Below are 23,660 nucleotides of genomic sequence, written 5' to 3'. Positions count from 1 at the left end.
GATTACCGGTCGGCGATCGGCCGGCGCTGCTGGAACTGGCCGGCGGCGCGGAAGCGCCAGAGATAGCTGGGCAGGATGCTGGCGATCGCCTGCGGCTGGATGCCGAGGCCGGCAAGTGTCCTGGCGGCCTTCGCGGCTTCGGCCGAAACGATATTGTGCTCGCGCAACTGCAGCACCTGGTCCTTGGTCAACAGCGGATTGGGCAGTAGCTGAAGGATCGACGCCTGGATGTTGGCCACCCAGAACGGCACCGGCACCAGGAGGCGGCGGCGCTCGACGACCAAGAGCAGCTCTTCCATGCATTCCTTGAAGGTCAGAACCTGCGGGCCGCCGAGCTCATAGACCTGGCCGCCCTTGACCGTGCCGTCGACCGAACGCGCCACCGCTTCGGCGACGTCGCCGACATAGACCGGCTGCAGCTTGTTCTGTCCGCCGCCGATCAGCGGCAGCACCGGCGAGTAGCGCGCCATGTTGGCGAAGCGGTTGAAGAAGCTGTCCTCCGGTCCGAAATTGATCGACGGCCGGAAGATGACGGCGTCGCCGATCGTGTCGAGCACGGCCTTTTCGCCGAGCGCCTTGGTGCGGGCGTAGTCGGACGGCGAATTGAGATCGGCGCCGAGCGCCGAGATGTGGGTGAGGCCGGCGCCGACGGCGCGTGCGGCCTCGGCGACGGCGCGCGCGCCGAAATCGTGCACCGCGCCGAATTTCTGGCGGCCCGTCTCATGCAGGATGGCGACCAGGTTGACGACATGGTCGGCGCCCTGCACGGCGCGGTCGACCGACCAGCGCACGCGCACATTGGCCTGCACCGGCTGGATCTGGCCGACATTGCCGAGCGGCTGCACATGGCCGGCAAGGTCGGGCCGCCGGCAGGCGACCCGGATGCGGTAGCCGCGCTTGGCCAGCGCCCGCACGACATGGCGACCGACGAAGCCCGAGCCGCCGAAGACGACGACGAGCTTGGGGGTCTGCAGGATTTCGGTCATGACTGGCTCCACGCGCGAATGCTTGGCTGAAGCCGTTTCTTAATCCGTTTCTCGCCAAAGGCAAAGCGCGACCGGAGGTCGCCGCCGCCTTGTTTTTGAGCTTGCCCGGAAGGCGGCTCCCAGCCGCGTCTTTAATGCATGTCGCCCAGAAGTGTGCAGCGGTTCTGGGACAACGACATGCATCAAGACAAAGACTTAAAGCGCGTCGCCTGAATCCATTCAGCGCGACGCGCTTGAGAAAACAGAAAACCCCGCCGAAGCGGGGTTTTCCGGGCAGTGTCCACGCCGAAGCAGGGTCCAACGAGGCGGCCTGACCTGAGACGGTATCAAGGTGGCGTGAAGCAAGCACGCCCGCCTCCGCCCTGAACGCCCGGCGCGGCGCCGCCAACCGCGAGCCGGACGAAGCCAACCAAGACGGCTCGCGGCGTGGGGTGCCGGATATGGGTCGTGTCAGGCCGGGAAAAGGTTCAACAGCGCGGCAAATCAGGCCGAATAACGCTCGGCGAATTCCGAAATGCGCTGCACCACTGCCTTGGACGTGGTGATGCCGCGTGCCTTTGCCTTCTCGGCGGCCTCGGCACGCGAGCGGCCGGGAATGTGCACGCCATAGCGCCGCCGCAGCCGGTCGAGCTGGTCCTTCATGCGCTGCTCGAATTCCGGATCGAGCAGCTTGGGTTCGATGGCGAGAACGAAGAGGCCGGTGGCGGGGCTGTCCGGTCCGCCCGAGAACCATGGCGCGTCGAGCGACCAGTTGGCGCCGGAAATGCCCGCCGCCAGCACCTCGACCATCAACGCGATGTTGGCGCCGCGCTGGCTGCCAAAGGCGAGCATCGCGCCCTTCATCGCCGCCGCCGGATCGGTGGTCGGGTTGCCGCTGGCATCCAGCGCCCAGCCTTCCGGGATTTTCTTGCCCTCTTCGGCCGCCTTGCGGATGTTGACGAAGGCCGTGGCGCTCGACGACTGGTCGATGACCAGCGGCGGACCGTCGGCGGCGGGCGACGCGAACGACATCGGATTGGTGCAATAGACCGGCTTGATGGAGCCGGAGCCGGCCAGCACCGCCGGCCCGTTGGTGGCGGCGAAGGAGACCAGCCCCTGTTCGGCCAGCCGCCCGGTGAAATAGCCAAGCGCGCCGCATGTATAGGCGTTCTTTTGCGAGAAGATCGACACACCGAACAGCTTTGCCGCCTTGACCAGGTCGTCGATCGTGCGGTCGAAGCCGGTATGGGCAAGCCCACCGCGCGCGTCGGAGAGATAGACCGCGAGCGCTGGCCTCGTGATCACAGGATCGGCGTTGCCGTCGATGCGGCCCGCTTCGAGCGCTTCGAGATAATCGATGAAATGCGACAGCCCGACCGTCGCCAGGCCCTCCGCCTCCGCCGCGATGATCGAGGCTGCGAGCGACCGCGCCGCCTCCTCATTGGCGCCGGCGCCGAGCGCCGCCATCCGGCATAGGCCTGTTGCCTGGTCGAGAGTGAGTTGCATGGTGATTGCCTCTAAGCGAATAGGGAATAGCGAGTAGGGGAGCCAGCGAACCGCCCGCTATTCGCTACTCCCTATTCGCCACTTGCTTCTAGCCGATTTTTACCGGAATCCGAGCCTCTATCCGGCTGAAGGCAAAGACGAGAATACCCGTGATCGTCATATAGATCAGCGCCAGCAGCAGCAAAGGCTCGTAGGTCAGGTATGTGTCCTGCCGCACCTTGGAGGAGACGGCGAAGATATCGATGACGCTGATCGTCGCCACCAGCGGGGTCGATTTCAGCTGCAGCACCGTTTCGCCGGTCAATGTCGGCAGCGCCCGGTAGAAGGCTTGCGGCAGCCAGATGCGGCGGAAGATCTTCCAGCGGCTCATGCCGAAGGCGCGGGCGGCCTCGAGCTGGCCTCTTGGCACGCCGGCGAAGGCGCCGCGCATCACCTCGCCCTCATAGCCGGCAAAGGACAAGGTCAGCGCCAGCACGCCGTAGGGCCACGCCTGTCTCAGATAAGGCCACATCCAGGACTCGCGGATCCACGGATATTGCGGGAAGATCGAGCCGAGGCCGTAATAGAGCAGCCAGAGCTGCAACAGCAGCGGCGTTCCGCGGATGATGGTGCAGAAGACCTTCGCCGGTGCCGAGAACCATATCGGTCCGCCTGCCTGGGCGAGCCCGAGCGGCACGGCAAGCGCAAAGCCCAGCGCGCAGGTGACGGCGAGGATCCAGAGCGATCGCCAGAGGCCCATCAGGCCCATTTCCCAATATTGCGGCAGCCAGTCCCAGCGCATGAAGAAGGCGGCGCAGAGAACCAGCGCCAGCGCGATCAGCATCAGCACGATGCGGTGCGGCTTGAGCCAGATCGAGGCGCGCGCCGCCATGTTGATCGCGGTGGCTTCGGCTGACATCAGCGCGCCTCCTTGACGGAGGGCATGCCGCGCCGCGACCAGGCCTCGACACGGCCGATGATCAGGTTGGAAAAGAGCGACAGGGCAAGATAAAGCGCGCCGGCCGCGAGATAGAAAAGAAGGTAGGCTTTGGTCACGCCGGCCGCCTGTCGCGTTGCCAGAGTGAGTTCGAAGAAGCCGACGACGGCGAGCAGCGCTGTGTCCTTGGTGGCGATCAGCCACAGGTTAGCCAGGCCTGGAATGGCGAAGGGCAACATCGCGGGCAGCGTGATGCGTCGCAGCATCAGGCCCGGCGACATGCCGTAGGCGCGGGCGGCCTCGATCTGGCCTTGCGGGATGGCGAGGATGGCGCCGCGGATGACCTCGGTCGAATAGGCGCCCTGGACGAAACCCAGCACGAAAATGCCGGCCGCCAAGCCGCTTATGTCGATGCGCTGATAGCCGATCGCCGTCAGCACCTGATTGATGAGGTCAGTGCCGGCGTAGTAGAGCAGCAGGATCAGCACCAGTTCCGGCACGGCGCGCACGACGGTCGTGTAGACCGCGAGCAGATCGCGGGTAACCGGGCCGCCATAGAGCTTGCCGAAGGCGCCGGCGGTGCCAATCATCAGGCCAAGGCAGGTGGCGCCTATGGCGATCTCGACCGAATGCAGCAGGCCGACCAGCAGCGTGCCGCCCCAGCCGGGCGCCACGGGTGACAGGAGTTCCATGATGCCGGCCGCGGAGGCCGGAAGAAAGGCGTCGATCAGCTTCGCCCCCGGATTGCTGGCGTCAGCCGCTGTCAAGTCTCGTCAGCGGCAAGCGTGCGTGGACAGGTTTCGGCGAAGCCGCACGGCGCGATGCCGTGCGGCTGTTGCTCATGCCTTGGCGATGTCAGTTCGACTGCGGGTCGTCACCATAGACATCGAAGTCGAAGTATTTCTTGGTGATCTCGGCATATTTGCCGTTCGCGCGGATGGCTTTGATGCCGGCGTTGATCTTGTCCTTCAGCTCGGTGTCTTCCTTGCGGAGGCCGGCGCCGACGCCAGGTCCGAGGACCTCGAGATCTGGAGCCACGTTGCCCTTCATGTCGCAGCACGCCTTGCCCTGATCGGATTTCAGAAACTCGCCAAGCGCGATGGCATCGGCCTGCACCGCGTCGACGCGGCCGGCGGCGAGATCCTGGTTGGCTTCGTCCTGGGTCTGGTATTCCTTGATCTCGGAAGCCGTGGCACCGAAGTGCTTCTTGGCGTAGACGGCATGCACGGTCGACACCTGGACGCCAACCACCTTGCCCTTGAGGTCTTCAGGCGTGGCGCCGAACTTCTGGTCCTTCGGTCCGATGATGCCGGTCGGGGTGTTGTAGTATTTGTCCGAGAAGGCGATCGTCTTCTCGCGCTCGGCGGTGATTGACATCGAGGCGGCGATAAGGTCGATCTTCTTGGTCGTCAGCGCCGGGATGATGCCGTCCCAGGCGACGGGGGTGATGACACAGTCGAGCTTCTCCTCGGCGCAGACGGCGTCGATGAACTCGATCTCCCAGCCGACCCACTTGCCCGAGGCATCCGGCGAGGCGAAGGGCGGATAGGGTTCGGCGGCGACGCCGACCTTCACCGGATCGGCCTTCGCCACGCCCATCGCGGCGACACCCAGCAGCAGCGCTGCGGCAAATGTCTTCAGAACAGTCTTCATTTCAAACTCCCAGTTTGTTGTTGGTTCCCGGTTTTCTTCCGTCTCGGCCTGTCCTAGCCGATGTTGCGGATGAACTGCTTGAGCCTTTCGGATTTCGGTGCGCCGAACAGCTGTTCCGGCGGGCCTTCCTCCTCGACCAGCCCGTTGTAGAGGTAGACGACATGTGTCGCGACCTCGCGGGCGAACTTCATTTCATGCGTCACCAGCACCATGGTGCGCCCCTCGCGCGCCAGGTCGCCGATCACCTTCAGCACCTCGCCGACCAGCTCGGGATCGAGCGCGGAGGTCGGTTCGTCGAACAGCATGACGCGCGGATTGATCGCCAGCGCCCGGGCGATCGCGGCGCGCTGCTGCTGGCCGCCGGACAGGAAGGCCGGATAGACGTCGCGCTTCTCCGCCAGTCCGACGCGGGCAAGCAGCTTCTCGGCCTGGACGATCGCCTCGTTGCGCTTGACGCCGAGCACATGCACCGGGACCTCGATGACGTTTTCGATCAGCGTCATGTGGCTCCACAGGTTGAAATTCTGGAACACCATGCCGAGCTTGGAGCGGATGCGCTCGATCTGCTTGCGGTCGGCCGGAACGGTGTGGCCATGGCTGTCGGCCTTGAGCTTGATCTCCTCGCCATTGACCCGGATGATGCCGCTGGTCGGGTTTTCCAGGCAGTTGATGCAGCGCAGCAGCGTCGATTTACCGGAGCCGGAGCCGCCGATGATGGCGATCACCTCGCCGTCACGCGCCGACAGCGAAACGCCTTTCAGCACGTGCAGCTGGCCGAATTTCTTGTGCAGGTTTTCGACGTGGATCGCTTCTGCGGCGCCGTTCTGCGCCTCGCCGGATCGGACTTCGGCAGCGTCCACCGCGCTCACCGGGTGACCTCCATATGGCCGACGGCAGGTCGTCGAACGTCCATCCGGCTAATCAACATACGCTATACTGTTCCGCTCCTGCTTTCAGCATGGACCCGACAGCGCGAGCCCGTCAATCCCGCCCATTACGGCACTTGCGGCCTTGTTGTGCAAGTGTATAAATAGCCTTCCATGAAATTTTCTCGGTTTTTTTCAGCATAAAAGGGCATCGATGAGCGCTTTCGGATCACAGTCCATGGCGGCGCCGCTGCAGCGCGTGCTGATGCGTTCGGCGGCCAATGCCATGCGCGACGCCGACAGGGCCGCCTGGCATTATGGCCCCGGGTTCAACCCGGCGAAAGCAGCCGCGCAGCATGCGGTCCTTGCCGAGCTGGTAGCGGCTTCCGGCGCCGAAATCGAATGGATCGAGGACAAGGCCGACGCACTTTCGGATTCGGTGTTCACACACGACCCGTCGCTGATGACCGACCGCGGCGCGCTGATCCTGTCCATGGGCAAGCCATTGCGCGCCAGGGAGCCCTCGCTGCATGAGGAAACCTACACAAGGCTGGGCATTCCGATCCTCGGCCGCGTCGAGGCTCCCGGCCAGGTCGAAGGCGGTGACTGTGTGTGGGTGGACGCCCGCACGCTGGCGATCGGGCGCGGTGTCCGCTCCAACCAGGAAGGCATCCAGCAGGTTGCCAACCTGCTGGCGCCGCTGGGCGTTTCCGTCTACGGCTTCGATCTGCCGCTGTGGCAGGGCGAAGAGGCGTGCCTGCATCTGATGTCGGTGATCAGCCCGCTGGCCGACGACCTGGCACTGGTCTATTCACCGCTTTTGCCGGCCCCGTTCTATCAGATGCTGAAGGCGCGCGGCATCAGGCTGGTCGAAGGTGACGCCGAAGAGTTCGCGGCTTCCAATGGCCTCAGCCTGAACGTGTTGCCGACCAGCCCGCTCAAGGTCATTGCCGTCGCAGGCTTTCCCAAGACCAAGGCCGCGATGGAAGCCGCAGGCTGCACGGTTGAGATCTTCGAGGCGGATGCGCTCTGCATCGCCTGCGAAGGCGGCCCGACATGCCTGACGCGGCCGATCCTGCGGCAATGAATGCGCGCCGTAAGTTCCGTCGCGAGGGCGAGGAGCGGCGGCGGCAGGATCTGATCGAAGCGACCCTGGACAGCGTGGCGGAGCATGGCCTGCAGGGCGCCACCTTGCGCACCATCGCATTGCGCGCCGGCGTCACCGCTGGGCTGATCCGGCACTATTTTCCCGGCAAGGAAGAATTGCTGCAGGAAGCTTATACTGCGCTGGTCGGTCGCATGACCGAACAGGCGAAAGCGGCATTGGTCATGGAAGATGCCTCGCCGCGCCGACGCCTTGCGGCTTTCGTCACCGCCAACCTCAATGCGCCGATCATCGACACGCGGGTGTTTTCGCTCTGGGCAACCTTCATCGGCCGCGCCGGTGCGGATTCGACGCTCGCCCGTGCCCACCGCGAAGGCTACCTCGGCTTTCGCAACGAGGTGGAAGCGGTCGTGGCCGAAGTGCTCGCCGCCGAACGACGCAAGACGGACGCGGGCGAGCTGCGTCACCATGCCATCGCCATCAATGCGATCATCGACGGGCTCTGGATCGAAGGCTGCCTGGCCGGCGAGATGTTCTCGCCCGGCGAATTGGCGGCGATCGGCATCAAGGCTGTCGAGGCCGAACTCGGCCTCGCGCCGCTAGAGCAATTCCAGGAAAAGTGAGAAGAAACCAATGACCACCATCGGCGAAGCGCTGATCACCCTGCTCGAAGCGCATGGCGTCGATACCGTCTTCGGCATTCCAGGCGTGCATACGGTGGAACTCTATCGCGGCCTGGCGCGCTCGAAGATCCGTCATGTCACGCCGCGCCACGAGCAGGGCGCCGGCTTCATGGCCGACGGCTATGCGCGGGCCGGCGGTCGGCCGGGCGTCGCCTTCGTCATCACCGGACCGGGCCTCACCAACACCATCACCGCGATGGGTCAGGCGCGCGCCGATTCGGTGCCGATGCTGGTCATTTCCGGCGTCAACGCCACCGATACGCTGGGCAAGGGGTTGGGCTTCCTGCATGAACTGCCCGACCAGCGCGGAATGATGGAAAAGGTCGCGCTTTTTTCCGAGCGTGTCACCGAGGCCGGGCAGCTGCCCGGCGCGCTCGCCCGCGCCTTCGCGCTGTTTTCGTCGGCGCGGCCGGGGCCGGTCCATATCGAGATTCCCACCGATGTCATGGTCAAGCCCGCCGATGGCATCGTGGCAGTGCTGACCAATACCGTATCGCCGGCGCCGGACGAGGCGGCGATTGCCGAAGCGGCGAAGTTGGTCAAGGCCGCCCGTCGCCCGCTCATCCTTTCAGGTGGCGGCGCCAAGAAGGCCGACGCTGCGTTGCGGCGCCTTGCCGAGACACTCGGCGCGCCCGTGGTGGAGACCACCAATGCGCGCGGTCTCATGCATGGCCATTCGCTTTGCGTGCCGGCAAGCCCGAGCCTCAAAGCGGTGCGCGCGCTGATGGCCGACGCCGATCTGGTGATTGCCGCCGGCACCGAATTCGGCCCGACCGATTATGACGGCTATGGCGACGGCGGCTTCGTGCTGCCGAACAACCTGATCCGCATCGACATCGGCGCCGACCAGATCGCGCGCCGGCCGGTGACGGTCGGCATCCAGGCGGATTGCGCCGAAGCGATCGAGGCTTTGCTTGCCGCGATCGGGCCTGGCCATGTGGCGGCAAGGGATGGCGAGGCTCGCGCAGCCGCAGCGTGCGCGGCGGCGCGGGCCGAACTCAAGCCCGACTATCTGGCGCAGGTACGCGCCGTGGAGATGATCCGCGACGCGCTGCCGGGCGCCATCGTCGTCGGCGATTCGACCCAGCCGATCTACGCCGCCAACCTCTATTACGACCACGACCGTCCCGGCGGCTGGTTCAACGCCGCGACCGGCTTCGGTGCGCTGGGCTACGGTCCGCCGGCCGCGATCGGCGCCGCACTGGCCGTGCCGGAGGCGCCGGTGGTGTGCCTCACCGGCGACGGCGGCTTCCAGTTCACCCTGCCGGAAATCGGCGCCGCGCTCGACGCCGAAGCGCCGGTGATCTTCGTCGTCTGGAACAATCGCGGCTATCGCGAGATCGAAACCTCGATGCTCGATGTCGGCGTCGAGCCGGTCGGCGTGTCGCCGGCGCCGCCGGATTTCTGCAAGCTCGCCGAGGCCTATGGCATCGAGGCCGAGCGGCTGGCCGGGGTCGGCGGCCTTGCCGAGGCGCTGAAGCGCGCGCGGGCGTCCGGCAAGCCGCGCGTCATTGAAATCACCGTCGACTGAAGGACGTGGCGACCGGTGCGGCTGCCGCGTTGATCCCAGGCTGGCGCACCGGCGATCTCATGATTCGATCCATTCCAGGCGGCGGGCGTTTGATGTGGCCCGCGACCGGCCAGACGCATGCAAAGACGCTGCGCCTGCCATGTCGATATTTCAATTGAGTGACAACGCGAAAGGCGCGACGTTCCAATCTGGGGCGGTATAACCAAAAGAATAATCATAAAAAGTGACAGGAGCAGTCGAAGTATGACGGAAACGCTGAACGGCAGGCATGTCGTGGTGACGGGCGGCACTGGTGCGCTCGGCGGCGCGGTTGTCGGCAGGTTGCTTGAACAAGGCGCGATCTGCCACGTGCCCAATGCCCACGCGGCGGCCCCGCCGCATTTTCCTTACGCAGCCCACGCCAGCGTGCATCTGGCGCATAATGTCGACCTGTCGGATTCGGCCAAGGTCGATGCCTTCTACCACCAGGTGCCCGAGCTCTGGGCCTCGATCCACCTTGCCGGCGGTTTCACCGCGGCGCCTGTCGAAAAGATCGAACCGGCATCCTTTGCCGAGATGATGGACACCAATGCCCGCACCGCCTTCCTGTGCTGTCGCGCTGCTATCCGCTCGATGCTGGCGTCTGGCACCGCGGGCCGGATCGTCAATGTCACGGCGCGCGCCGGGGTCGACCCAAGGCGCGGAGCCGGCAAAGTCGCCTATGCCGCCAGCAAGGCGGCGGTGGCGGCGATGACCGTGGCGATGGCCGAGGAATTGAAGCACAAGGGCATTCTGGTCAACGCCGTGGCGCCCTCGACGCTCGACACGCCGGCCAACCGCGCCGACATGCCCGACGCCGATTTCGGCAAATGGGTCAGCCTCGAGGCTGCGGCGGAAGCGATCGCCTATCTCGCCTCGCCCACCAACCAGGTGATGAGCGGCACGCTGGTGCCGCTCTACGGCCGCGCCTGACCTCACGGATATCTAATGCATGTCGCCCAGAAGTGTGCAGCGGTTCTGGGACAACGGCATGCATCAAAACAAAGACTTAAAGTGCGTCGCCTGAATTCGTTTCAGCCCGACGCGCCTTAGACAGAAGAAAACCCCGCCGGATCGCTCCGGCGGGGTTTTTGTTGTTCGCCAGGCGAAGAGGCTTAGCTGCCCTGCTTCTTCAGCGCCGCGCCCAGGATGTCGCCCAGCGAGGCGCCGGAGTCGGTCGAGCCGTACTGGGCGACCGCTTCCTTTTCCTCGGCGATTTCCAGCGCCTTGATCGAGACCTGCAGCTTGCGGGTCTTCTTGTCGAAGGCGATGATGCGGGCATCGACCTTCTGGCCGACGGTGAAGCGCTCGGGGCGCTGCTCGTCGCGGTCGCGCGAAAGGTCGGAACGCTTGATGAAGGTCTCGATGCCGCTGTCGACCAGCCGCACGTCCAGACCGCCATCCTTCACGCCGATGACCTCGCAGGTGACGACGGCGTTCTTGCGCAGTTCGCCAGAGGTCGCCGCTTCGCCGACCGTGTCACGGGCCAGCTGCTTGATGCCGAGCGAGATGCGCTCCTTCTCGATGTCGACGTCGAGCACCTGCGCCTTGACCATGTCGCCACGATTATACTCTTCGATGACCTGCTCGCCCGGACGGGTCCAGTCGAGGTCGGACAGGTGAACCATGCCGTCCACGTCGCCTTCGAGGCCGATGAACAGGCCGAACTCGGTCTTGTTCTTGACCTCGCCCTCGACCTGGCTACCGACCGGATGGCTGCGCGCGAAGGCTTCCCACGGATTCTCCAGCGTCTGCTTGAGACCGAGCGAGATGCGGCGCTTGGCCGGATCGACCTCGAGCACCACCACGTCGACTTCCTGCGTCGTCGACAGGATCTTGCCGGGGTGCACGTTCTTCTTCGTCCACGACATTTCAGAAACGTGGATGAGGCCCTCGATGCCCGGCTCCAGCTCGACGAAGGCGCCGTAGTCGGTGATATTGGTGACGGTGCCCTTGATCTTCTTGCCGATCGGGAACTTGGTGCCGATATCCGACCACGGATCGCTCTCGAGCTGCTTCATGCCGAGCGAGATACGGTGGGTTTCCTGGTTGATGCGGATGATCTGCACCTTGACCGTCTGGCCGATGTTGAGGATCTCGGTCGGATGGTTGACGCGGCGCCATGCCATGTCGGTGACATGCAGCAGGCCGTCGATGCCGCCGAGGTCGACGAATGCACCGTAATCGGTGATGTTCTTGACCACGCCTTCGACCACCTGGCCTTCCTCGAGGTTCTGCACGATTTCCGAACGCTGTTCGGCGCGGCTTTCCTCGAGCACGGTACGGCGCGACACCACGATGTTGCCGCGGCGGCGATCCATCTTGAGGATCTCGAAGGGCTGCGGGTTGTGCATCAGCGGGGTGACGTCGCGGATCGGGCGGATATCGACCTGGCTGCGCGGCAGGAACGCCACGGCACCGTCGAGGTCGACGGTGAAGCCGCCCTTGACCTGGTTGAAGATGACGCCTTCGACGCGCTCACCCTTGGTGAACTTCTCTTCGAGACGCACCCAGCTCTCTTCGCGGCGGGCCTTCTCGCGCGACAGCATGGCCTCGCCAAGCGCGTTTTCGATACGCTCGACATAGACCTCGACGGTATCGCCGACCTTGAGGGAGGATTCCTTGCCCTTGGCGCCGAATTCCTTCAGCGGCACGCGGCCTTCGACCTTAAGGCCGACGTCGATGATGGCCATGTCCTTTTCGATCGCGGTGATCGTGCCCCGGACAACCTGGCCCTCGCCGGAATGGCCGGCGCCGAATGATTCTTCGAGCATGCTCGCGAAATCGTCGCGAGACGGATTAGCTACTGACATTGTTTCTCCTGGAATACCCCGCGTCTGTCGCGGAGCGGGCGCCGTGGGTTAGCGTTGCGTGAGCCTGCCGGCGTTCCGGGCTCAAGAGCCCTTGGCCGCTATTTGAGCGGCAAGTCCGGCGCATAAAGAATGCTGGCAGGCTGGTTCGTGCCCGATATGGGCATTTTTCCGGCGTTCGGCAATTGCAAACGCGGAGAAAACCCGGATCAGGCCTTGTTTCTCTTGGCAAGGACCTCGTCAACGATCGCCATCGCCGCCAGAAACGCGGCTTCTATAGCCATTTCGCTGGTATCAAGCAAGTGCGCGTCTCCCGCCGGCTTCAGCGGCGAGTCTGTTCGACCCATGTCGCGCTCGTCGCGGCGCTCGATATCGGCAAGGATGGTGGCGAAATCGGCGCTGCCGCCCATGCTCTCGATCTCGGCCAGCCGGCGCTGCGCCCGCACCTCGGCACTTGCCGTGACGTAGAGCTTGATGTCGGCGTCGGGACACACGACGGTGCCGATGTCGCGGCCGTCGAGCACCGCACCCGGCGGCGCCTTGGCGAAAGCGCGCTGCTTTTCGACCAGGATGCGCCGGACAGTGGGGATCACCGCGACCTTCGAGGCGGCCTCGCCCACCGCATGCGCCGAAAGCACGGTGCGGTCGAGGTTCGACAGGTTGACCTGCCGGGCCGCGGTTTCGGCCGCCGAGACATTGTCGAGCGGCAGGCCGAGTTCGAGCAGCTTGTGGGCCACCGCGCGATAGGTGAGGCCGGTGTCGAGCAGGTTCAGCCGGTAGTGGTCGGCCAGCCGGCGGGCCAGGGTGCCCTTGCCGGCGCCGGCGGGGCCATCGATGGCGATGGTGAAGGCGTGGGTCATTGGTGGGTCGCCGTGATCGAAAAGCGCGCTGAATAAGGCGAGCGTTCCGTCAGCGTCTCAAGTCGGCTCATGCTCATCGCCCGTCACTCGATCTCCGCGCCCAGTCCCGTCATCAGTCCCATGAACTCCGGAAAGCTCGTTGCGATCATGTTCGCATCGTCGATCGTCACCGGCTTCTCCGTCGCCAGCCCCATGACCAGGAAACTCATCGCGATGCGGTGGTCGAGATGGGTTTGCACCGTCGTATCCTGGCCATTCGGATGCCCGCCCAGCCCCTTGCCGCCCGGCTTGCCGCGCACGGCGAGCGAAGCCTCGCCCTCGCTGCAGTCGACGCCGTTGAGCTTCAGCCCGGTGGCCACCGCCGCCAGACGGTCGGATTCCTTGACGCGCAACTCCTCCAGCCCCTGCATCAGCGTCTCGCCCTCGGCAAAGCTCGCGGCGACCGCCAGCACCGGATACTCGTCGATCATCGACGGCGCCCGCTCCGGCGGCACCACGACGCCCTTGAGGTCGGAGGAGCGCACCCGCAGATCCGCCACATCCTCGCCGCCGGCATTGCGCGGGTTGAGGACGTCGATGCGCCCGCCCATTTCCTGCAGGGTCAAAAGCAGTCCCGTGCGGGTCGGATTCATCAGCACGTTCTCTATAACAATGTCGGAGCCCGGCACGATAAGCGCCGCCACCAGCGGGAAGCCTGCGGAGGAGGGGTCGCCGGGCACGGCGATTGTCTGTCCGGTCAGCTTGCCCTGGCCTTCGATGAAGATGTGGCGCACACCGCGCTCGTCGGTCTCCACCGTCAGGTTGGCGCCAAAGCCCCTCAGCATCTTCTCGGTATGGTCGCGCGTCATCACCGGTTCGACCACCGTGGTGATGCCCGGCGTGTTGAGGCCCGCGAGCAGCACCGCCGACTTCACCTGGGCCGACGCCATCGGCACGCGATAGGTGATGGGGGCGGTATGCTTCGGGCCGCGCAGCGTGATCGGCATGCGGTCTCCCGGCGCTGCCTTCAGCACCTGCACGCCCATCTGGCGCAGCGGGTCGAGCACGCGGCCCATCGGCCGGCCGGAAAGCGAGGCATCGCCGATGAAGGTCGTCTCCATGTCATAGGGGCCAACAAGCCCCATGGTCAGTCGCGAGCCGGTGCCGGCATTGCCGAAGTCGAGCGGGCCTTCGGGCTGCAGCAACGCGCCGTTGCCGGTGCCGCGGATCACCCATTCGGCGCCCTTCTTTTCAATATGCGCGCCCATCGCCTGCATGGCAGCACCGGTGCGCATCACGTCTTCGCCTTCGAGCAGGCCGGTGATGCGGGTTTCGCCGGAGGCCAGGCCGCCGAACATGAACGAGCGGTGCGAGATCGATTTGTCGCCCGGCACCCGCGCGGTGCCGGAAAGGGCAGGGGATTTGCGGGCCGTGGCTGGCTTGGCGGCGGCGGAGTGAGACATCCTTGTCTTCCAAATGAAATGCCGGCTGGCCGGCTCAGTTCGTCATGCTGCGGCGGTCTCGTATCACGGCGCGCCGCAATGGTCATCCCCTTGCGCGAGGCCTTCGAATGCGGGCTTTTGCGACGCCGGCTTTAGGCTTTGACAGCGCCGCAAACTGCGGCTAAGGGGACCGTTCTTTTATTGACGAGGCTTGCTGTGGCAAAAGCTGAACTTGGCACCAAACGCATCGACCCCGAAACGGGTCGGAAATTCTATGACCTGAACAAGGACCCGATCGTCTCGCCCTATACCGGCAAGAGCTATCCGCGTTCCTACTTCGACGAAGGCAAGATTTCCGCCGTCGAAGAGGAGGAGGAGGAGGTCGCCGAGAAGGAAGTCGACGCCGAGGAAGAAGAAGGCGCCGAAGTCGTCTCGCTCGAAGAGGCCGATGACGAAGCCAAGGGCGGCGCCGACGATCTTCCCGATCTCGGCGATGACGAGGATGACGTCGATCTCGGCGACGATGACGACGACACCTTCCTTGCCGACGAAGAGGAAGAGGACGACGACGTCGCCGACATGATCGGCGTCGGCGACGACGATGACGAGGTCTGATTCGATCGTTTGCCGGCCATTTTGGCCTGTGACGAAAAAGCGGCCTTCGAAGGCTTGATCTTGACCGAAGGCGGCGCTAGAAGCCGCCAGCACTAAACGACGGCACGGTTTCCAACCGCGCCGGATCTCTTCGCCGGAAACGGCGCCGGCTGACTGCCGGGAGTGGGGCCATAGCTCAGTTGGGAGAGCGCTTGAATGGCATTCAAGAGGTCGTCGGTTCGATCCCGATTGGCTCCACCAAACAGTCTCTTGCTTGGCTTGGCGGCATTTGCGCTCGTTGCCTGCCAATCTACCCCAGACACACAACCTGTTGCTAACTCGCAGCCTGTTGCTGACCTCCAACCTGCCCCGGCCGCCGTTGCCGCTCCCGCACCGAGTTCGGCTGTGCTGGATCAGGCGGTTGCGATCGTTCCTCCCGGCAAGGGCGTTCCGGCCAGATACGCCGCATTCTCCGGCATATGGGCGGGGCAGCTCAATGGCATGTATGACGGCAGGCTGGCGGTGCTGACGGTGTCCTCCGGCGGCCAGGTGACGGTCAGCTATGCATGGGGCGATCTGGCCGACAACAAGCCGGGCGTCGCCGACGGCTCCGGCCGGATTGTCGGAAACAGATTGAAGCTGGGGCGCCTGCCGAACGGCGCGGACATCACCGCCACGATGCCGTCCGAGGGAACGCTCGACGTTGCCTACACGCTTGGCGACCAGACCTATACCGGCTCGTTCGCCCGGGTCAGCCAGTGAACAAGATCAGCCGCTAAGATTAAAGCGGGTCCCGTGTGATCCGCACGCACATCGGCGTTCCGATTTCGATAGCATGGCCGGTATCGGTCAGCCGGCCGCTCGTCTCGTCCCTGGCGAAGATCGAGATACGGTCGGCATTCTGGTTGGCCGAAAACAGATGCCTGCCGGATGGCGTCAGCGCCAGGTTGCGCGGCGTCGCGCCGCCACAGGGCGTGAAATCGACCAGATCCAGCGTCCCCGACTGCTGATCGACGCCGAAGATGACGACGCTGTCATGGCCGCGATTGGAGCCATAGATGAAGCGGCCGTCGGGTGAGATCTGGATGTCGGCGCAGTGATTATGCGCTCGCGCCTGCTCGGGCACCGCCGGCTTGGCGTCGATCGGTTCGAGCCGGCCCGTGGTGGGATCGAGCGCCAGCGACACGACAGTCGAGTCCAGCTCGTTCATGACGAAGACGAAGCGGCCACCCGGGTGCAGCGCGACGTGGCGCGGTCCGGCGCCGCGCGCGAGTGCCGAGGAGGCGAGCTTCACCAGAGTGCCGTCTGGCTCGATGCGGTAGGAGACCAGCTGGTCGATGCCGAGATCGGCGACGATGGCGACGCCGCCCTGGATGGTCTCGGTGACGCTGTGGGCATGCGACCGCTCCTGCCGATCGGCATTGGTGCCGGTGCCGGAATGCGCGACGCTCGCCAGCGGCGCGGTCAGGCCGCCGTCTTCGTCGAAGCCGAAGACCGCGACCGCCTTGTCCGGGCCGCCGCTTCCCATGCCGTAATTCGCCACCAGCAGCTTGGAGCCGTTACGGGTGATCGTGTTGTGCGCCGTGATGCTGCCGAGCGAGGGTTGCTTGTTAATGTAGGCGAGTGAACTGGTGGCGCGGTCGAAGCCATAGGCCGAGACTGTTCCCTCGCGCCAGGCAAAGACTTCGGAATTGGCATAGATGCGCGAGCCGTCGGGCGTCACCGACAGGAATGTCGGATTGTCGACCTCGTTGGTCTCGGCAAGCTTTTGCACGGCAAGCATCGCCTCGTCGAAGGCGTAGACGCTTAGGCCGACGCCGCGCGCGCCCTGGAAATAGGGCGCCTCGCGGTTGAGGCTGCCGACAAACACAAGACAGGCGCTTTGCATCGATCTTCCTCCCAAGCAGGTTCCGCAAAGTGTCCTACGGTTTTGCGAAGAGAACCTGCGAAAAACAACAATCCCTAAGCAGGCATTCGTGGGCTTGCCCGCGAATGCCTGCTTAGGGGCCGGCGGCTCCTCCGCTTGTGCCGGCTGTCAAAAATTTCGCCGATCATCGCTTGCAAGGCAATCCCATATGTGAAAATATTATTCACAAAAGAAAATTGACGGGAGGAAAGCGATTATGCATCTCGCCATCCGGCATCGTGCCCGGAACAGCCTTGCAGGTCGCGCCGGAACCTTCCGGAGCGAGGCATGAGCACCTTCTCGCCGACCATCGGCGTCGCCTCGACGCATCCAGCAGATATGCCTGAGGCGCATGCCGAAATACCGGTCTGGAACTCGGAAAACTGGTTCTACGAGGACTGGCAGGTCGGCCACAAAATCCGTTCGCTCCGCCGCACCATCGCCGAGGGCGAAAGCCATATGTTCAATGCGCTGGTGCTGGATATCCACCCTTACGTGCAGGACCAGATGTTCGCCGAAAGCGAAGGCATCTTCGGCCGGCGGCTGGTGGCAGGCGCCTTCGTCTTTTCGGCCGGTCTCGGCCTGGTAGCCACCAACTGCGTCAACGCCTTTTCGTACGGCTACGACAAGCTCAGATTCATCAAGCCGGTCTTCATCGGCGAGACCATCTATTCGATCCGCACCAACCTCGACAAGAAGCCGCGCTACCGGGACATGGGCCTGATCCGCGCCAGTTATGAAGTCTTCAAGGGTGAAGGAGAGCTGGTGCTCTACTGCGAGCATCTGCAGACGGTGAAATACAAGAACCCGGCCGACTTTGTCGGCAAGACCGAGAAGTGAACCGTGGCCGCTGAAAAAGAACTTCCGCTGACCGGCCTCGTCGTCGTCGACATGAGCCAGTTCCTGTCGGGCCCCTACTGCTCGCTGCGCCTGCTCGACCTTGGCGCGCGCGTCATCAAGATCGAGCGGCCCGATGGCGGCGACCTGTCGCGCCGGCTTTATCTCAGCGACACCGAGATCGGCGGCGATTCCACCATTTTCCACGCCATCAACCGCGGCAAGGAAAGCCTTGCCGTCGACCTCAAGAACGACGCCGATCTTGCCATGCTTCGCGCGCTGATCGCCAAGGCCGACGTGCTCATCCAGAACTTCAGGCCGGGTGTCATCGAACGGCTCGGCCTCGACTATGAGCATGTGAGCACGATCAACCCCCGGCTCGTCTACGCCTCGATCAGCGGCTATGGCGAGGAAGGACCGTGGGTGAAGCGCCCGGGACAGGACCTGCTGGCACAGGCACGCTCCGGCGTGATGTGGCTGAACGGCGATGAGGAGCAGGGGCCGGTGCCATTCGGCCTGGCGATCGCCGACATGCTGGCGGGCGCGGCTAGCGCGCAAGGCATCCTTGCCAAGCTGGTACGGCGCGGCATCACCGGCCAGGGCGGCCATGTCGAAACCAGCCTCCTTGAGGCGCTGATCGACTTCCAGTTCGAGGTGCTGACCACGTATCTCAATGACGGCCGCCGTCTGCCGAAGCGCTCGTCCTTCCGCAGCGCGCACGCCTATCTCTCGGCGCCCTATGGCGTCTATCCGGCCAAGGACGGCTACCTGGCGATCGCCATGACGCCGATACCGAAGATTGCCGACCTGCTCGAATTGCCTGAGCTGAACCCGTTCCGCGACAAGCCGGCGACCTGGTTCACCGCCCGCGACGAGATCAAGGCGATCATCGCCGGCCGCATCGCTGGAAAGACCATCGACGAATGGCTGGCTGTTCTCGAGCCCGCCGACGTCTGGTGCGCCAAGGTGCTGACCTGGCCGGAACTGATGGCAAGCGACGGCTTCAAGACGCTCGACATGCTGCAGACCGTGACGCGCGAGGACAACGTCTCGATCCTCACCACGCGCACGCCGCTGCGTGTCGACGGCGCGCGCGCCAAGGTCGATCGGGCAGCGCCCCGCATCGGCGAGCACAGCGAAAAAATCCGCGCGGAGTTCGGCCTGTGAGCGGTGTTTCGTTGAAAGGCATGACCTGGAGCCATCCGCGCGGCTATGACCCGATGGTGGCGTGCTCGGCGCTGTGGAAGGAAAAGACCGGTGTCTCGATCGAATGGGAAAAGCGCTCGCTGCAGGATTTCGAATCCTTTCCCGTTGAAGACCTCGCCCGCGCCTATGATTTGATCGTCATCGACCATCCGCATGTCGGCCAGATCACTGCCGAAAAGTGCCTGGCACCGCTCGATGTGCCTGGACGCGAGGCGGAACGCGAGGCGCTCGCGCAGGCAAGTGTTGGCCGGTCCTATCCGAGCTACACCTGGCAAGGCCGGCAATGGGCTTTCCCGATCGATGCCGCGACCCAGGTGCAGGCCTGGCGGCCCGACCTGATCGAAGCCGCGCCGACGATCTGGACCGAAGTGCTGGCGCTTGCCGAGCAGGGCCGCGTACTCTTGCCGCTCCGGCCGCCGCATTCGCTAATGTGCTTTTTCACGTTAGCCGCCGATGTCGGCCGGCCATGCGCGGTCGAGGGACCGGGCGACATGGTCGATGGCGAGACCGGCGAAACCGCCTTCGAGATGCTGCGCGAGATCGCGGCGCTGGTCGATCCCGCCTGCCTGGCGATGGACCCGATCGCCGTGTTCGAAAGGATGGCACAATCCGGCTCGCCCATTGCCTGCGCGCCGCTGGTCTACGGCTATGTTCCCTACGCAGTGCCGGGTTTCCGGCCGCACCGCCTCGCCTTTGCAGACATGCCTGTCGCCGGCGGCAGCGGCCCGGTCGGCTCGGCGCTCGGTGGCACCGGCATTGCCGTCTCCGCCTTTTCCGCCGCTCGCGAAGCGGCGATCGACTTCGCCTACTGGATCGCCGGGGGCGACGTGCAGCGCGGCCCCTACGCGGCCGCGGGCGGCCAGCCCGGCCATGCCGCGGCGTGGGAGGATGACGCCGTCAACGCCGCGACCGGTGACTTCTATCGCGCCACCCGGGCGACGCTCGAAGGCGCCTGGGTGCGTCCGCGCCATGACGGCTACTTGGCTTTCCAGCGGCAGGCCTCCGACCGCATCAATGAAGGCCTTGCCGGCCGGCAGGACGCCCGTCGCGTCGTTGCCGACATCAATCGCCTGTTCCGGGAGAGTTTCGCGCCGGCTGCCGCCGGCTAGTTCTAGTGCACCAAGGGAGGAAAAAATGACCAGCCTGATACGCGGCCTTCTCGCCGCAACTGCTATAGTCTCAATCCCGCTCGCCGCTCATGCCGCGGACGTGAAATCGGTGATTGACGGCCTGCCTGCCGATCTCAAGGCGCAATATGACGGCGCGCCGCAGAAAGTGCTGCCGTCGGCCTGGGATAATTTCACGCCGCCGGCAAAGCCGTGGAAGTGGTGCCACTCGGAGAGCTACCAGGGCAATCCGTGGCGCGTGTCGGTCACCAAGGAACTGAAGCGGCTGGTCGATGGCCTCATCGCCGACGGCACGGTGTCGAGCTTCGAGGTATCGGATTCGAACAACGACCCGAGCCAGCAGATCAACCAGATCCGCGCCTTCATCGACAAGAAATGCTCGATCATCACTTCGATCCCCGGCTCGGCGACGGCGCTCGACGATGCCGTGGATGCCGCGGCCAAGGCAGGGATTCCCTTCATCACGGCGGCCGGCTCGATCACCAGCCCCAATGCCATCAATGTCGATTCCAACTATGCCCGCTGGGGCTATGACATGATGACCGCGATCGGCAAGGCAAAGCCTGACTCAAGCGTGCTGGTGGTCGAAGGCATCGCCGGTCATCCGATCGTGGTCCAGGAGAAGCAGGGCGCCGACAAGGCGCTCGCCGAGAACAAGGGCCTCAAGATCGCGCGCACCGTCAACGGCAACTGGACGGCCAATGTCACCAAGACGGTGGTGCTGCAGGCGATCGCCACCAATCCGGCGCCGATCGATGCGGTGTGGACGACCGGCAGCGAGAGCCGCGTCGTGGCCGAGGCCTTTGCCGAAGCCGGGCGGCCGGCGCCGCTGATCACCGGCTCGATCACCGGCGACGCGCTCGGCTACTGGAAGGCCAATCCCGACAAGTACCGCTTCGAGGGCCATGCCGTGCTGCCGGGCTGGACGGCGCAGACGCTGTTCCGTGTCGGCGAGCGTATGCTCGACGGCCAGAAGCCGAAGCTCAACACGCTGCTGATCCCGATTCCGCCGGTGCATGCCGCCGAGCTCGGCAAATGGTACAAGGACTGCATGACGCCGGATGCCGTTTCGGTCTTCCCGGTGCCGCCGACGGACCCGATGCCCGAGGACGTGCTCGACGCCTATTTCACCAATCCCGCGCCGACCAAGGGCTGGGACTACGCCAAGGTGCCGGACGCCTGCGCCAAGTGATGTTTTGTGGAGCCGGCTCTTCTTGAGGGGCCGGCTTCTCCATTTCGGAAAGACACATGCTGGAAGTCCAACGCGTCTCCAAACGCTATGGCGAAACCATCGCGCTCGCCGAGGCGTCCATCGCCTTCCGGCCAGGCACGATCCATACGATCCTCGGCGAGAACGGCTCGGGCAAGAGCACACTGGTGAAGCTCTTGTCCGGCATCGTCCAGCCTGATGGCGGTGCCATCCTGCTCGACGGCAAGGCGTTTTCCGGCATTGAGCCCGCCGCCTTCCAGGCTGCCGGCTTCGCTACCGTTTTCCAGGAGGTGCTGGTCGCGCCCGACCGTTCGGTGACCGACAACATCCTGCTCGGTCTTGACGGGTTTTGGTGGCGAGGCGTGCCGCGCGGCGAGCGGCGCGCCCGGGCGCAGGCGGCGCTCAGCCGCTTCGCGGTGACGCCGATCGATCTTGACCGGCCATGCGGCGAGCTGCCGCTTGCCGCGCGCCAGCTTGTCGTGCTGGCGCGCGCCGTAATCCGCAATGCGCGTGTCCTGATCCTCGACGAGGTGACGGCGGCGCTTGATTTCGCCGATCGCGAATCGGTCTTCGCGCTGATGCGCGCCATGGCCGGGGCGGGCACGCTGGTCCTGTTCATTACCCACCGCATGGACGAGGTGATGGCGTTGTCGGACCGCATATCCATCCTGCGCGCCGGCCGTGTGGTGAAGACCGAGGAGCGTGGCGTGTCGACGCCCGCCGAGCTTCTGGCGGCCATGGCGCCGCTAACCGCCGCGGAGCTGGCGCATGGCTGACGCAAACGCTCTTCATGTCCGCGAGCTTGTCATCGCTCCCGGGGTCGATCCGATCGGCCTGACGATCGCGCCGGGCGAGATTGTCGGTCTTGCCGGGCTCGACGGTCATGGCCAGGAACGCTTCCTGCGCGCGCTGGCGGGGCTCGAGTCGCCGGTAGGTGGCGAGGTCGCGGTCGACGGCAAGCCGGGATCGATCACCAGCTTCCGCAAAGCTGTCGCCAAGGGCATCGCCTATTTGCCGCGCGACCGCCGTTCGACCGGCATTTTTCCGACCCAATCGGTGCTCGACAATTTCGCCATCTCCACCGTGTCGAATGATCGCCGTTTAGGTCTGCTCAGCTTTGCCGCCCGGCGCCAGCGCTACGAGGCCTACAGGCAGAAGCTCGGCATTGTCGCGCCGCGTCCCGATGCGGCGATAACCACGCTGTCGGGCGGCAACCAGCAGAAGGTGCTGCTCGCGCGGGCCCTGGCGCTCGAGCCGGACTTCCTTCTGCTCAACGACCCGACGCGCGGCGTCGACGTGGCGACCCGCCATGTCCTCTACGATGTCTTTCGCGGCCTCGCCGCCGAGGGCATGGCCCTGGTGATCCTGTCCAGTGAGATCGAGGAGATCCTGCTTCTCTGCCATCGCGTGCTGGTGTTCCGCGAGCAGCGCGTGTCGGCCGAGTTCGCAGGCGCGGAGATGACCACCGACACGGTGATTGCCGCCATGTTCGGGCGCGCCGTATGAGCCCGGTCCTTCGCAAGTTCCGTGGCGTCGGCTTTGCCGTGGTGATGCTCGTCATCCTGCTCGTGCTCGACGTCGCGCTCAATCCGGCGCGCTTCCAGCCTTCGTCCTGGGGCACGCTGCTCGGTCTGGCCGCACCCCTGATCGGCGCGGCCGTCGCCTCGGCGCCGGTCATCCTCGCTGGACGCGGCGGCATCGACATCTCCGTCGGCCCGCTAATGGGCTTCGTCAACGCTCTGGTCATCCAGGTGCTGTTCCTCAATCTCGGCATCTCGTCGCCGCTGATCATCGTTCCGGCCGCGCTGCTGGTCGGCGCGGCGGTGGGCGCCGCCAACGGCGTGCTGGCCACAATCGTCCGTATCCAGCCGATCGTGGCGACGCTCGGCACCTATCTCATCCTGACCGGCATCACGCTCACCATCCTGCCGGCGCCGATCGGTCCGGCGCCGGATTGGCTGAAGGCCATGGCCGGGCCGCTCTCGATCGTGCCGCTGGCGCTGATCGGCCTATGCTGGCTCCTGATCCGCCGGACGCCCTACTACGACCTGCTGATGGCGGTCGGCAGCGACGACCGCGCCGCCTACACAGCCGGCGTGCCGGTGACCAAGGTGCGGCTTGCCGCCTACGTCCTGACCGGGACCTTCGCCGCCGCTGCCGGACTGATGCTCACCTCGCTGATCGGCTCGGCCGATCCGAACATCGGCCCGACCTATACGCTGATTGCGATCGCCGCCGTGGCGCTCGGCGGCGTCAGCCTCGCGGGTGGACGTGGCGGGCTTGGCGGCGCTGCGATCGGCGCCATCGACATCTTCCTGCTGCAGAGCCTGCTCACCACCTTCAACGTCTCCACCTATGTGCTGCAGATCGCCTACGGCCTGATCCTCGTCGTCGCCGTCGTGCTGACGGCGTTGCAGGAGCGGTTGGCGAGGCGGAAAGGTTGACC

At 65.1% G+C, this 23,660-nt stretch carries 23 protein-coding genes and 1 tRNA gene; 14 read left to right on the top strand and 10 right to left on the bottom strand.

The window, feature by feature from the left end; all coding sequences use genetic code 11:
- Window positions 1-2: 2 nt before the first annotated feature.
- The 6 genes from YU3_RS0110410 to YU3_RS0110385 all read right to left on the bottom strand — a co-directional run bounded on the left by YU3_RS0110410 (window position 3) and on the right by YU3_RS0110385 (window position 5,909).
- Window positions 3-986, bottom strand: coding sequence for a complex I NDUFA9 subunit family protein (locus tag YU3_RS0110410; RefSeq protein WP_027166179.1), 984 nt, complete (start codon window positions 984-986; stop codon window positions 3-5).
- A gap of 483 nt (window positions 987-1,469) precedes the next feature.
- Entirely contained in the window at window positions 1,470-2,471 is a 1,002-nt protein-coding gene (locus tag YU3_RS0110405) for an Ldh family oxidoreductase (protein WP_027166178.1), read from the bottom strand.
- Between the two features lie 88 nt (window positions 2,472-2,559).
- Window positions 2,560-3,369 carry an ABC transporter permease gene (locus YU3_RS0110400; RefSeq protein ID WP_027166177.1) on the bottom strand — a complete coding sequence of 270 codons (810 nt, stop codon included), beginning with the start codon at window positions 3,367-3,369 and terminating at the stop codon, window positions 2,560-2,562.
- Window positions 3,369-4,079 carry an ABC transporter permease subunit gene (locus YU3_RS0110395; RefSeq protein WP_156913441.1) on the bottom strand — a complete coding sequence of 237 codons (711 nt, stop codon included), beginning with the start codon at window positions 4,077-4,079 and terminating at the stop codon, window positions 3,369-3,371. Before YU3_RS0110395 ends, YU3_RS0110400 begins: the two co-directional genes overlap by 1 nt.
- A 163-nt stretch (window positions 4,080-4,242) precedes the next feature.
- The gene (locus YU3_RS0110390) at window positions 4,243-5,040 is read right to left on the bottom strand and encodes a transporter substrate-binding domain-containing protein (protein ID WP_027166175.1); all 798 of its coding nucleotides are present in this window, start codon (window positions 5,038-5,040) and stop codon (window positions 4,243-4,245) included.
- A gap of 53 nt (window positions 5,041-5,093) precedes the next feature.
- The gene (locus YU3_RS0110385) at window positions 5,094-5,909 is read right to left on the bottom strand and encodes an ABC transporter ATP-binding protein (protein WP_027166174.1); all 816 of its coding nucleotides are present in this window, start codon (window positions 5,907-5,909) and stop codon (window positions 5,094-5,096) included.
- 211 nt (window positions 5,910-6,120) lie between these two features.
- Between YU3_RS0110385 and YU3_RS0110380 the strand changes: the two genes are divergently transcribed.
- The 4 genes from YU3_RS0110380 (at window position 6,121) to YU3_RS0110365 (ending at window position 10,176) form a co-directional block, all read left to right on the top strand.
- Window positions 6,121-6,993 (top strand): dimethylarginine dimethylaminohydrolase family protein, encoded by an 873-nt coding sequence (locus YU3_RS0110380; protein WP_027166173.1) that lies wholly within the window; start codon window positions 6,121-6,123, stop codon window positions 6,991-6,993.
- Entirely contained in the window at window positions 6,963-7,634 is a 672-nt protein-coding gene (locus tag YU3_RS0110375; protein WP_027166172.1) for a TetR family transcriptional regulator C-terminal domain-containing protein, read from the top strand. The genes YU3_RS0110380 and YU3_RS0110375 overlap by 31 nt, the downstream gene beginning before the upstream one ends.
- Before the next feature lie 10 nt (window positions 7,635-7,644).
- Window positions 7,645-9,225 carry a 5-guanidino-2-oxopentanoate decarboxylase gene (locus YU3_RS0110370; protein ID WP_027166171.1) on the top strand — a complete coding sequence of 527 codons (1,581 nt, stop codon included), beginning with the start codon at window positions 7,645-7,647 and terminating at the stop codon, window positions 9,223-9,225.
- 243 nt (window positions 9,226-9,468) lie between these two features.
- Complete coding sequence (locus tag YU3_RS0110365; RefSeq protein ID WP_027166170.1) at window positions 9,469-10,176, top strand: SDR family NAD(P)-dependent oxidoreductase; 708 nt, start codon at window positions 9,469-9,471, stop codon at window positions 10,174-10,176.
- Window positions 10,177-10,358: 182 nt separating this feature from the next.
- On the opposite strand, the gene rpsA is transcribed toward YU3_RS0110365, so the two are convergent.
- The 3 genes from rpsA to aroA form a co-directional block, all read right to left on the bottom strand.
- Entirely contained in the window at window positions 10,359-12,056 is a 1,698-nt protein-coding gene (rpsA, locus tag YU3_RS0110360; RefSeq protein WP_027166169.1) for a 30S ribosomal protein S1, read from the bottom strand.
- 206 nt (window positions 12,057-12,262) lie between these two features.
- Window positions 12,263-12,913 carry a (d)CMP kinase gene (gene cmk / locus YU3_RS0110355; protein WP_027166168.1) on the bottom strand — a complete coding sequence of 217 codons (651 nt, stop codon included), beginning with the start codon at window positions 12,911-12,913 and terminating at the stop codon, window positions 12,263-12,265.
- An 83-nt stretch (window positions 12,914-12,996) separates the two neighbouring features.
- On the bottom strand, window positions 12,997-14,355 hold the full coding sequence (gene aroA / locus YU3_RS0110350; RefSeq protein WP_027166167.1) for a 3-phosphoshikimate 1-carboxyvinyltransferase: 1,359 nt from the start codon (window positions 14,353-14,355) through the stop codon (window positions 12,997-12,999).
- Between the two features lie 195 nt (window positions 14,356-14,550).
- Here aroA and YU3_RS0110345 point away from each other — a divergent pair, with 195 nt between their 5' ends.
- The 3 genes from YU3_RS0110345 (at window position 14,551) to YU3_RS0110335 (ending at window position 15,690) form a co-directional block, all read left to right on the top strand.
- Complete coding sequence (locus YU3_RS0110345; protein ID WP_027166166.1) at window positions 14,551-14,949, top strand: TIGR02300 family protein; 399 nt, start codon at window positions 14,551-14,553, stop codon at window positions 14,947-14,949.
- Window positions 14,950-15,113: 164 nt separating this feature from the next.
- Window positions 15,114-15,189 (top strand) — tRNA-Ala (locus YU3_RS0110340).
- A gap of 144 nt (window positions 15,190-15,333) precedes the next feature.
- Window positions 15,334-15,690: a hypothetical protein gene (locus YU3_RS0110335; RefSeq protein WP_245273471.1), complete on the top strand. Its 357-nt coding sequence runs from the start codon at window positions 15,334-15,336 to the stop codon at window positions 15,688-15,690.
- A 19-nt stretch (window positions 15,691-15,709) separates the two neighbouring features.
- On the opposite strand, the gene YU3_RS0110330 is transcribed toward YU3_RS0110335, so the two are convergent.
- A complete protein-coding gene (locus tag YU3_RS0110330; protein ID WP_027166164.1) occupies window positions 15,710-16,816 on the bottom strand; it encodes a lactonase family protein in 1,107 nt (368 codons plus the stop codon).
- A gap of 306 nt (window positions 16,817-17,122) precedes the next feature.
- Between YU3_RS0110330 and YU3_RS0110325 the strand changes: the two genes are divergently transcribed.
- Genes YU3_RS0110325 through YU3_RS0110295 form a run of 7 tightly spaced genes read left to right on the top strand, consistent with a single transcriptional unit; the run spans window position 17,123 to window position 23,658 of the window.
- Entirely contained in the window at window positions 17,123-17,674 is a 552-nt protein-coding gene (locus YU3_RS0110325; protein ID WP_027166163.1) for a MaoC family dehydratase, read from the top strand.
- A 3-nt stretch (window positions 17,675-17,677) separates the two neighbouring features.
- The gene (locus tag YU3_RS0110320) at window positions 17,678-18,838 is read left to right on the top strand and encodes a CaiB/BaiF CoA-transferase family protein (protein ID WP_027166162.1); all 1,161 of its coding nucleotides are present in this window, start codon (window positions 17,678-17,680) and stop codon (window positions 18,836-18,838) included.
- A gap of 20 nt (window positions 18,839-18,858) precedes the next feature.
- On the top strand, window positions 18,859-19,986 hold the full coding sequence (locus tag YU3_RS0110315; protein ID WP_198021654.1) for an extracellular solute-binding protein: 1,128 nt from the start codon (window positions 18,859-18,861) through the stop codon (window positions 19,984-19,986).
- A 25-nt stretch (window positions 19,987-20,011) separates the two neighbouring features.
- A complete protein-coding gene (locus YU3_RS0110310) occupies window positions 20,012-21,196 on the top strand; it encodes a substrate-binding domain-containing protein (protein WP_027166160.1) in 1,185 nt (394 codons plus the stop codon).
- A 56-nt stretch (window positions 21,197-21,252) separates the two neighbouring features.
- Window positions 21,253-21,990: an ATP-binding cassette domain-containing protein gene (locus YU3_RS0110305; protein ID WP_027166159.1), complete on the top strand. Its 738-nt coding sequence runs from the start codon at window positions 21,253-21,255 to the stop codon at window positions 21,988-21,990.
- Window positions 21,983-22,720, top strand: a complete 738-nt coding sequence (locus YU3_RS0110300; RefSeq protein WP_027166158.1) for an ATP-binding cassette domain-containing protein — start codon at window positions 21,983-21,985, stop codon at window positions 22,718-22,720. The genes YU3_RS0110305 and YU3_RS0110300 overlap by 8 nt, the downstream gene beginning before the upstream one ends.
- Window positions 22,717-23,658, top strand: a complete 942-nt coding sequence (locus YU3_RS0110295; protein ID WP_027166157.1) for an ABC transporter permease — start codon at window positions 22,717-22,719, stop codon at window positions 23,656-23,658. The genes YU3_RS0110300 and YU3_RS0110295 overlap by 4 nt, the downstream gene beginning before the upstream one ends.
- Window positions 23,659-23,660 lie beyond the last annotated feature (2 nt).

It is taken from the genome of Mesorhizobium sp. WSM3224 (assembly GCF_000427725.1).
Classification (GTDB): domain Bacteria; phylum Pseudomonadota; class Alphaproteobacteria; order Rhizobiales; family Rhizobiaceae; genus Mesorhizobium.
This window is presented reverse-complemented; position numbering and strand designations above follow the sequence as displayed.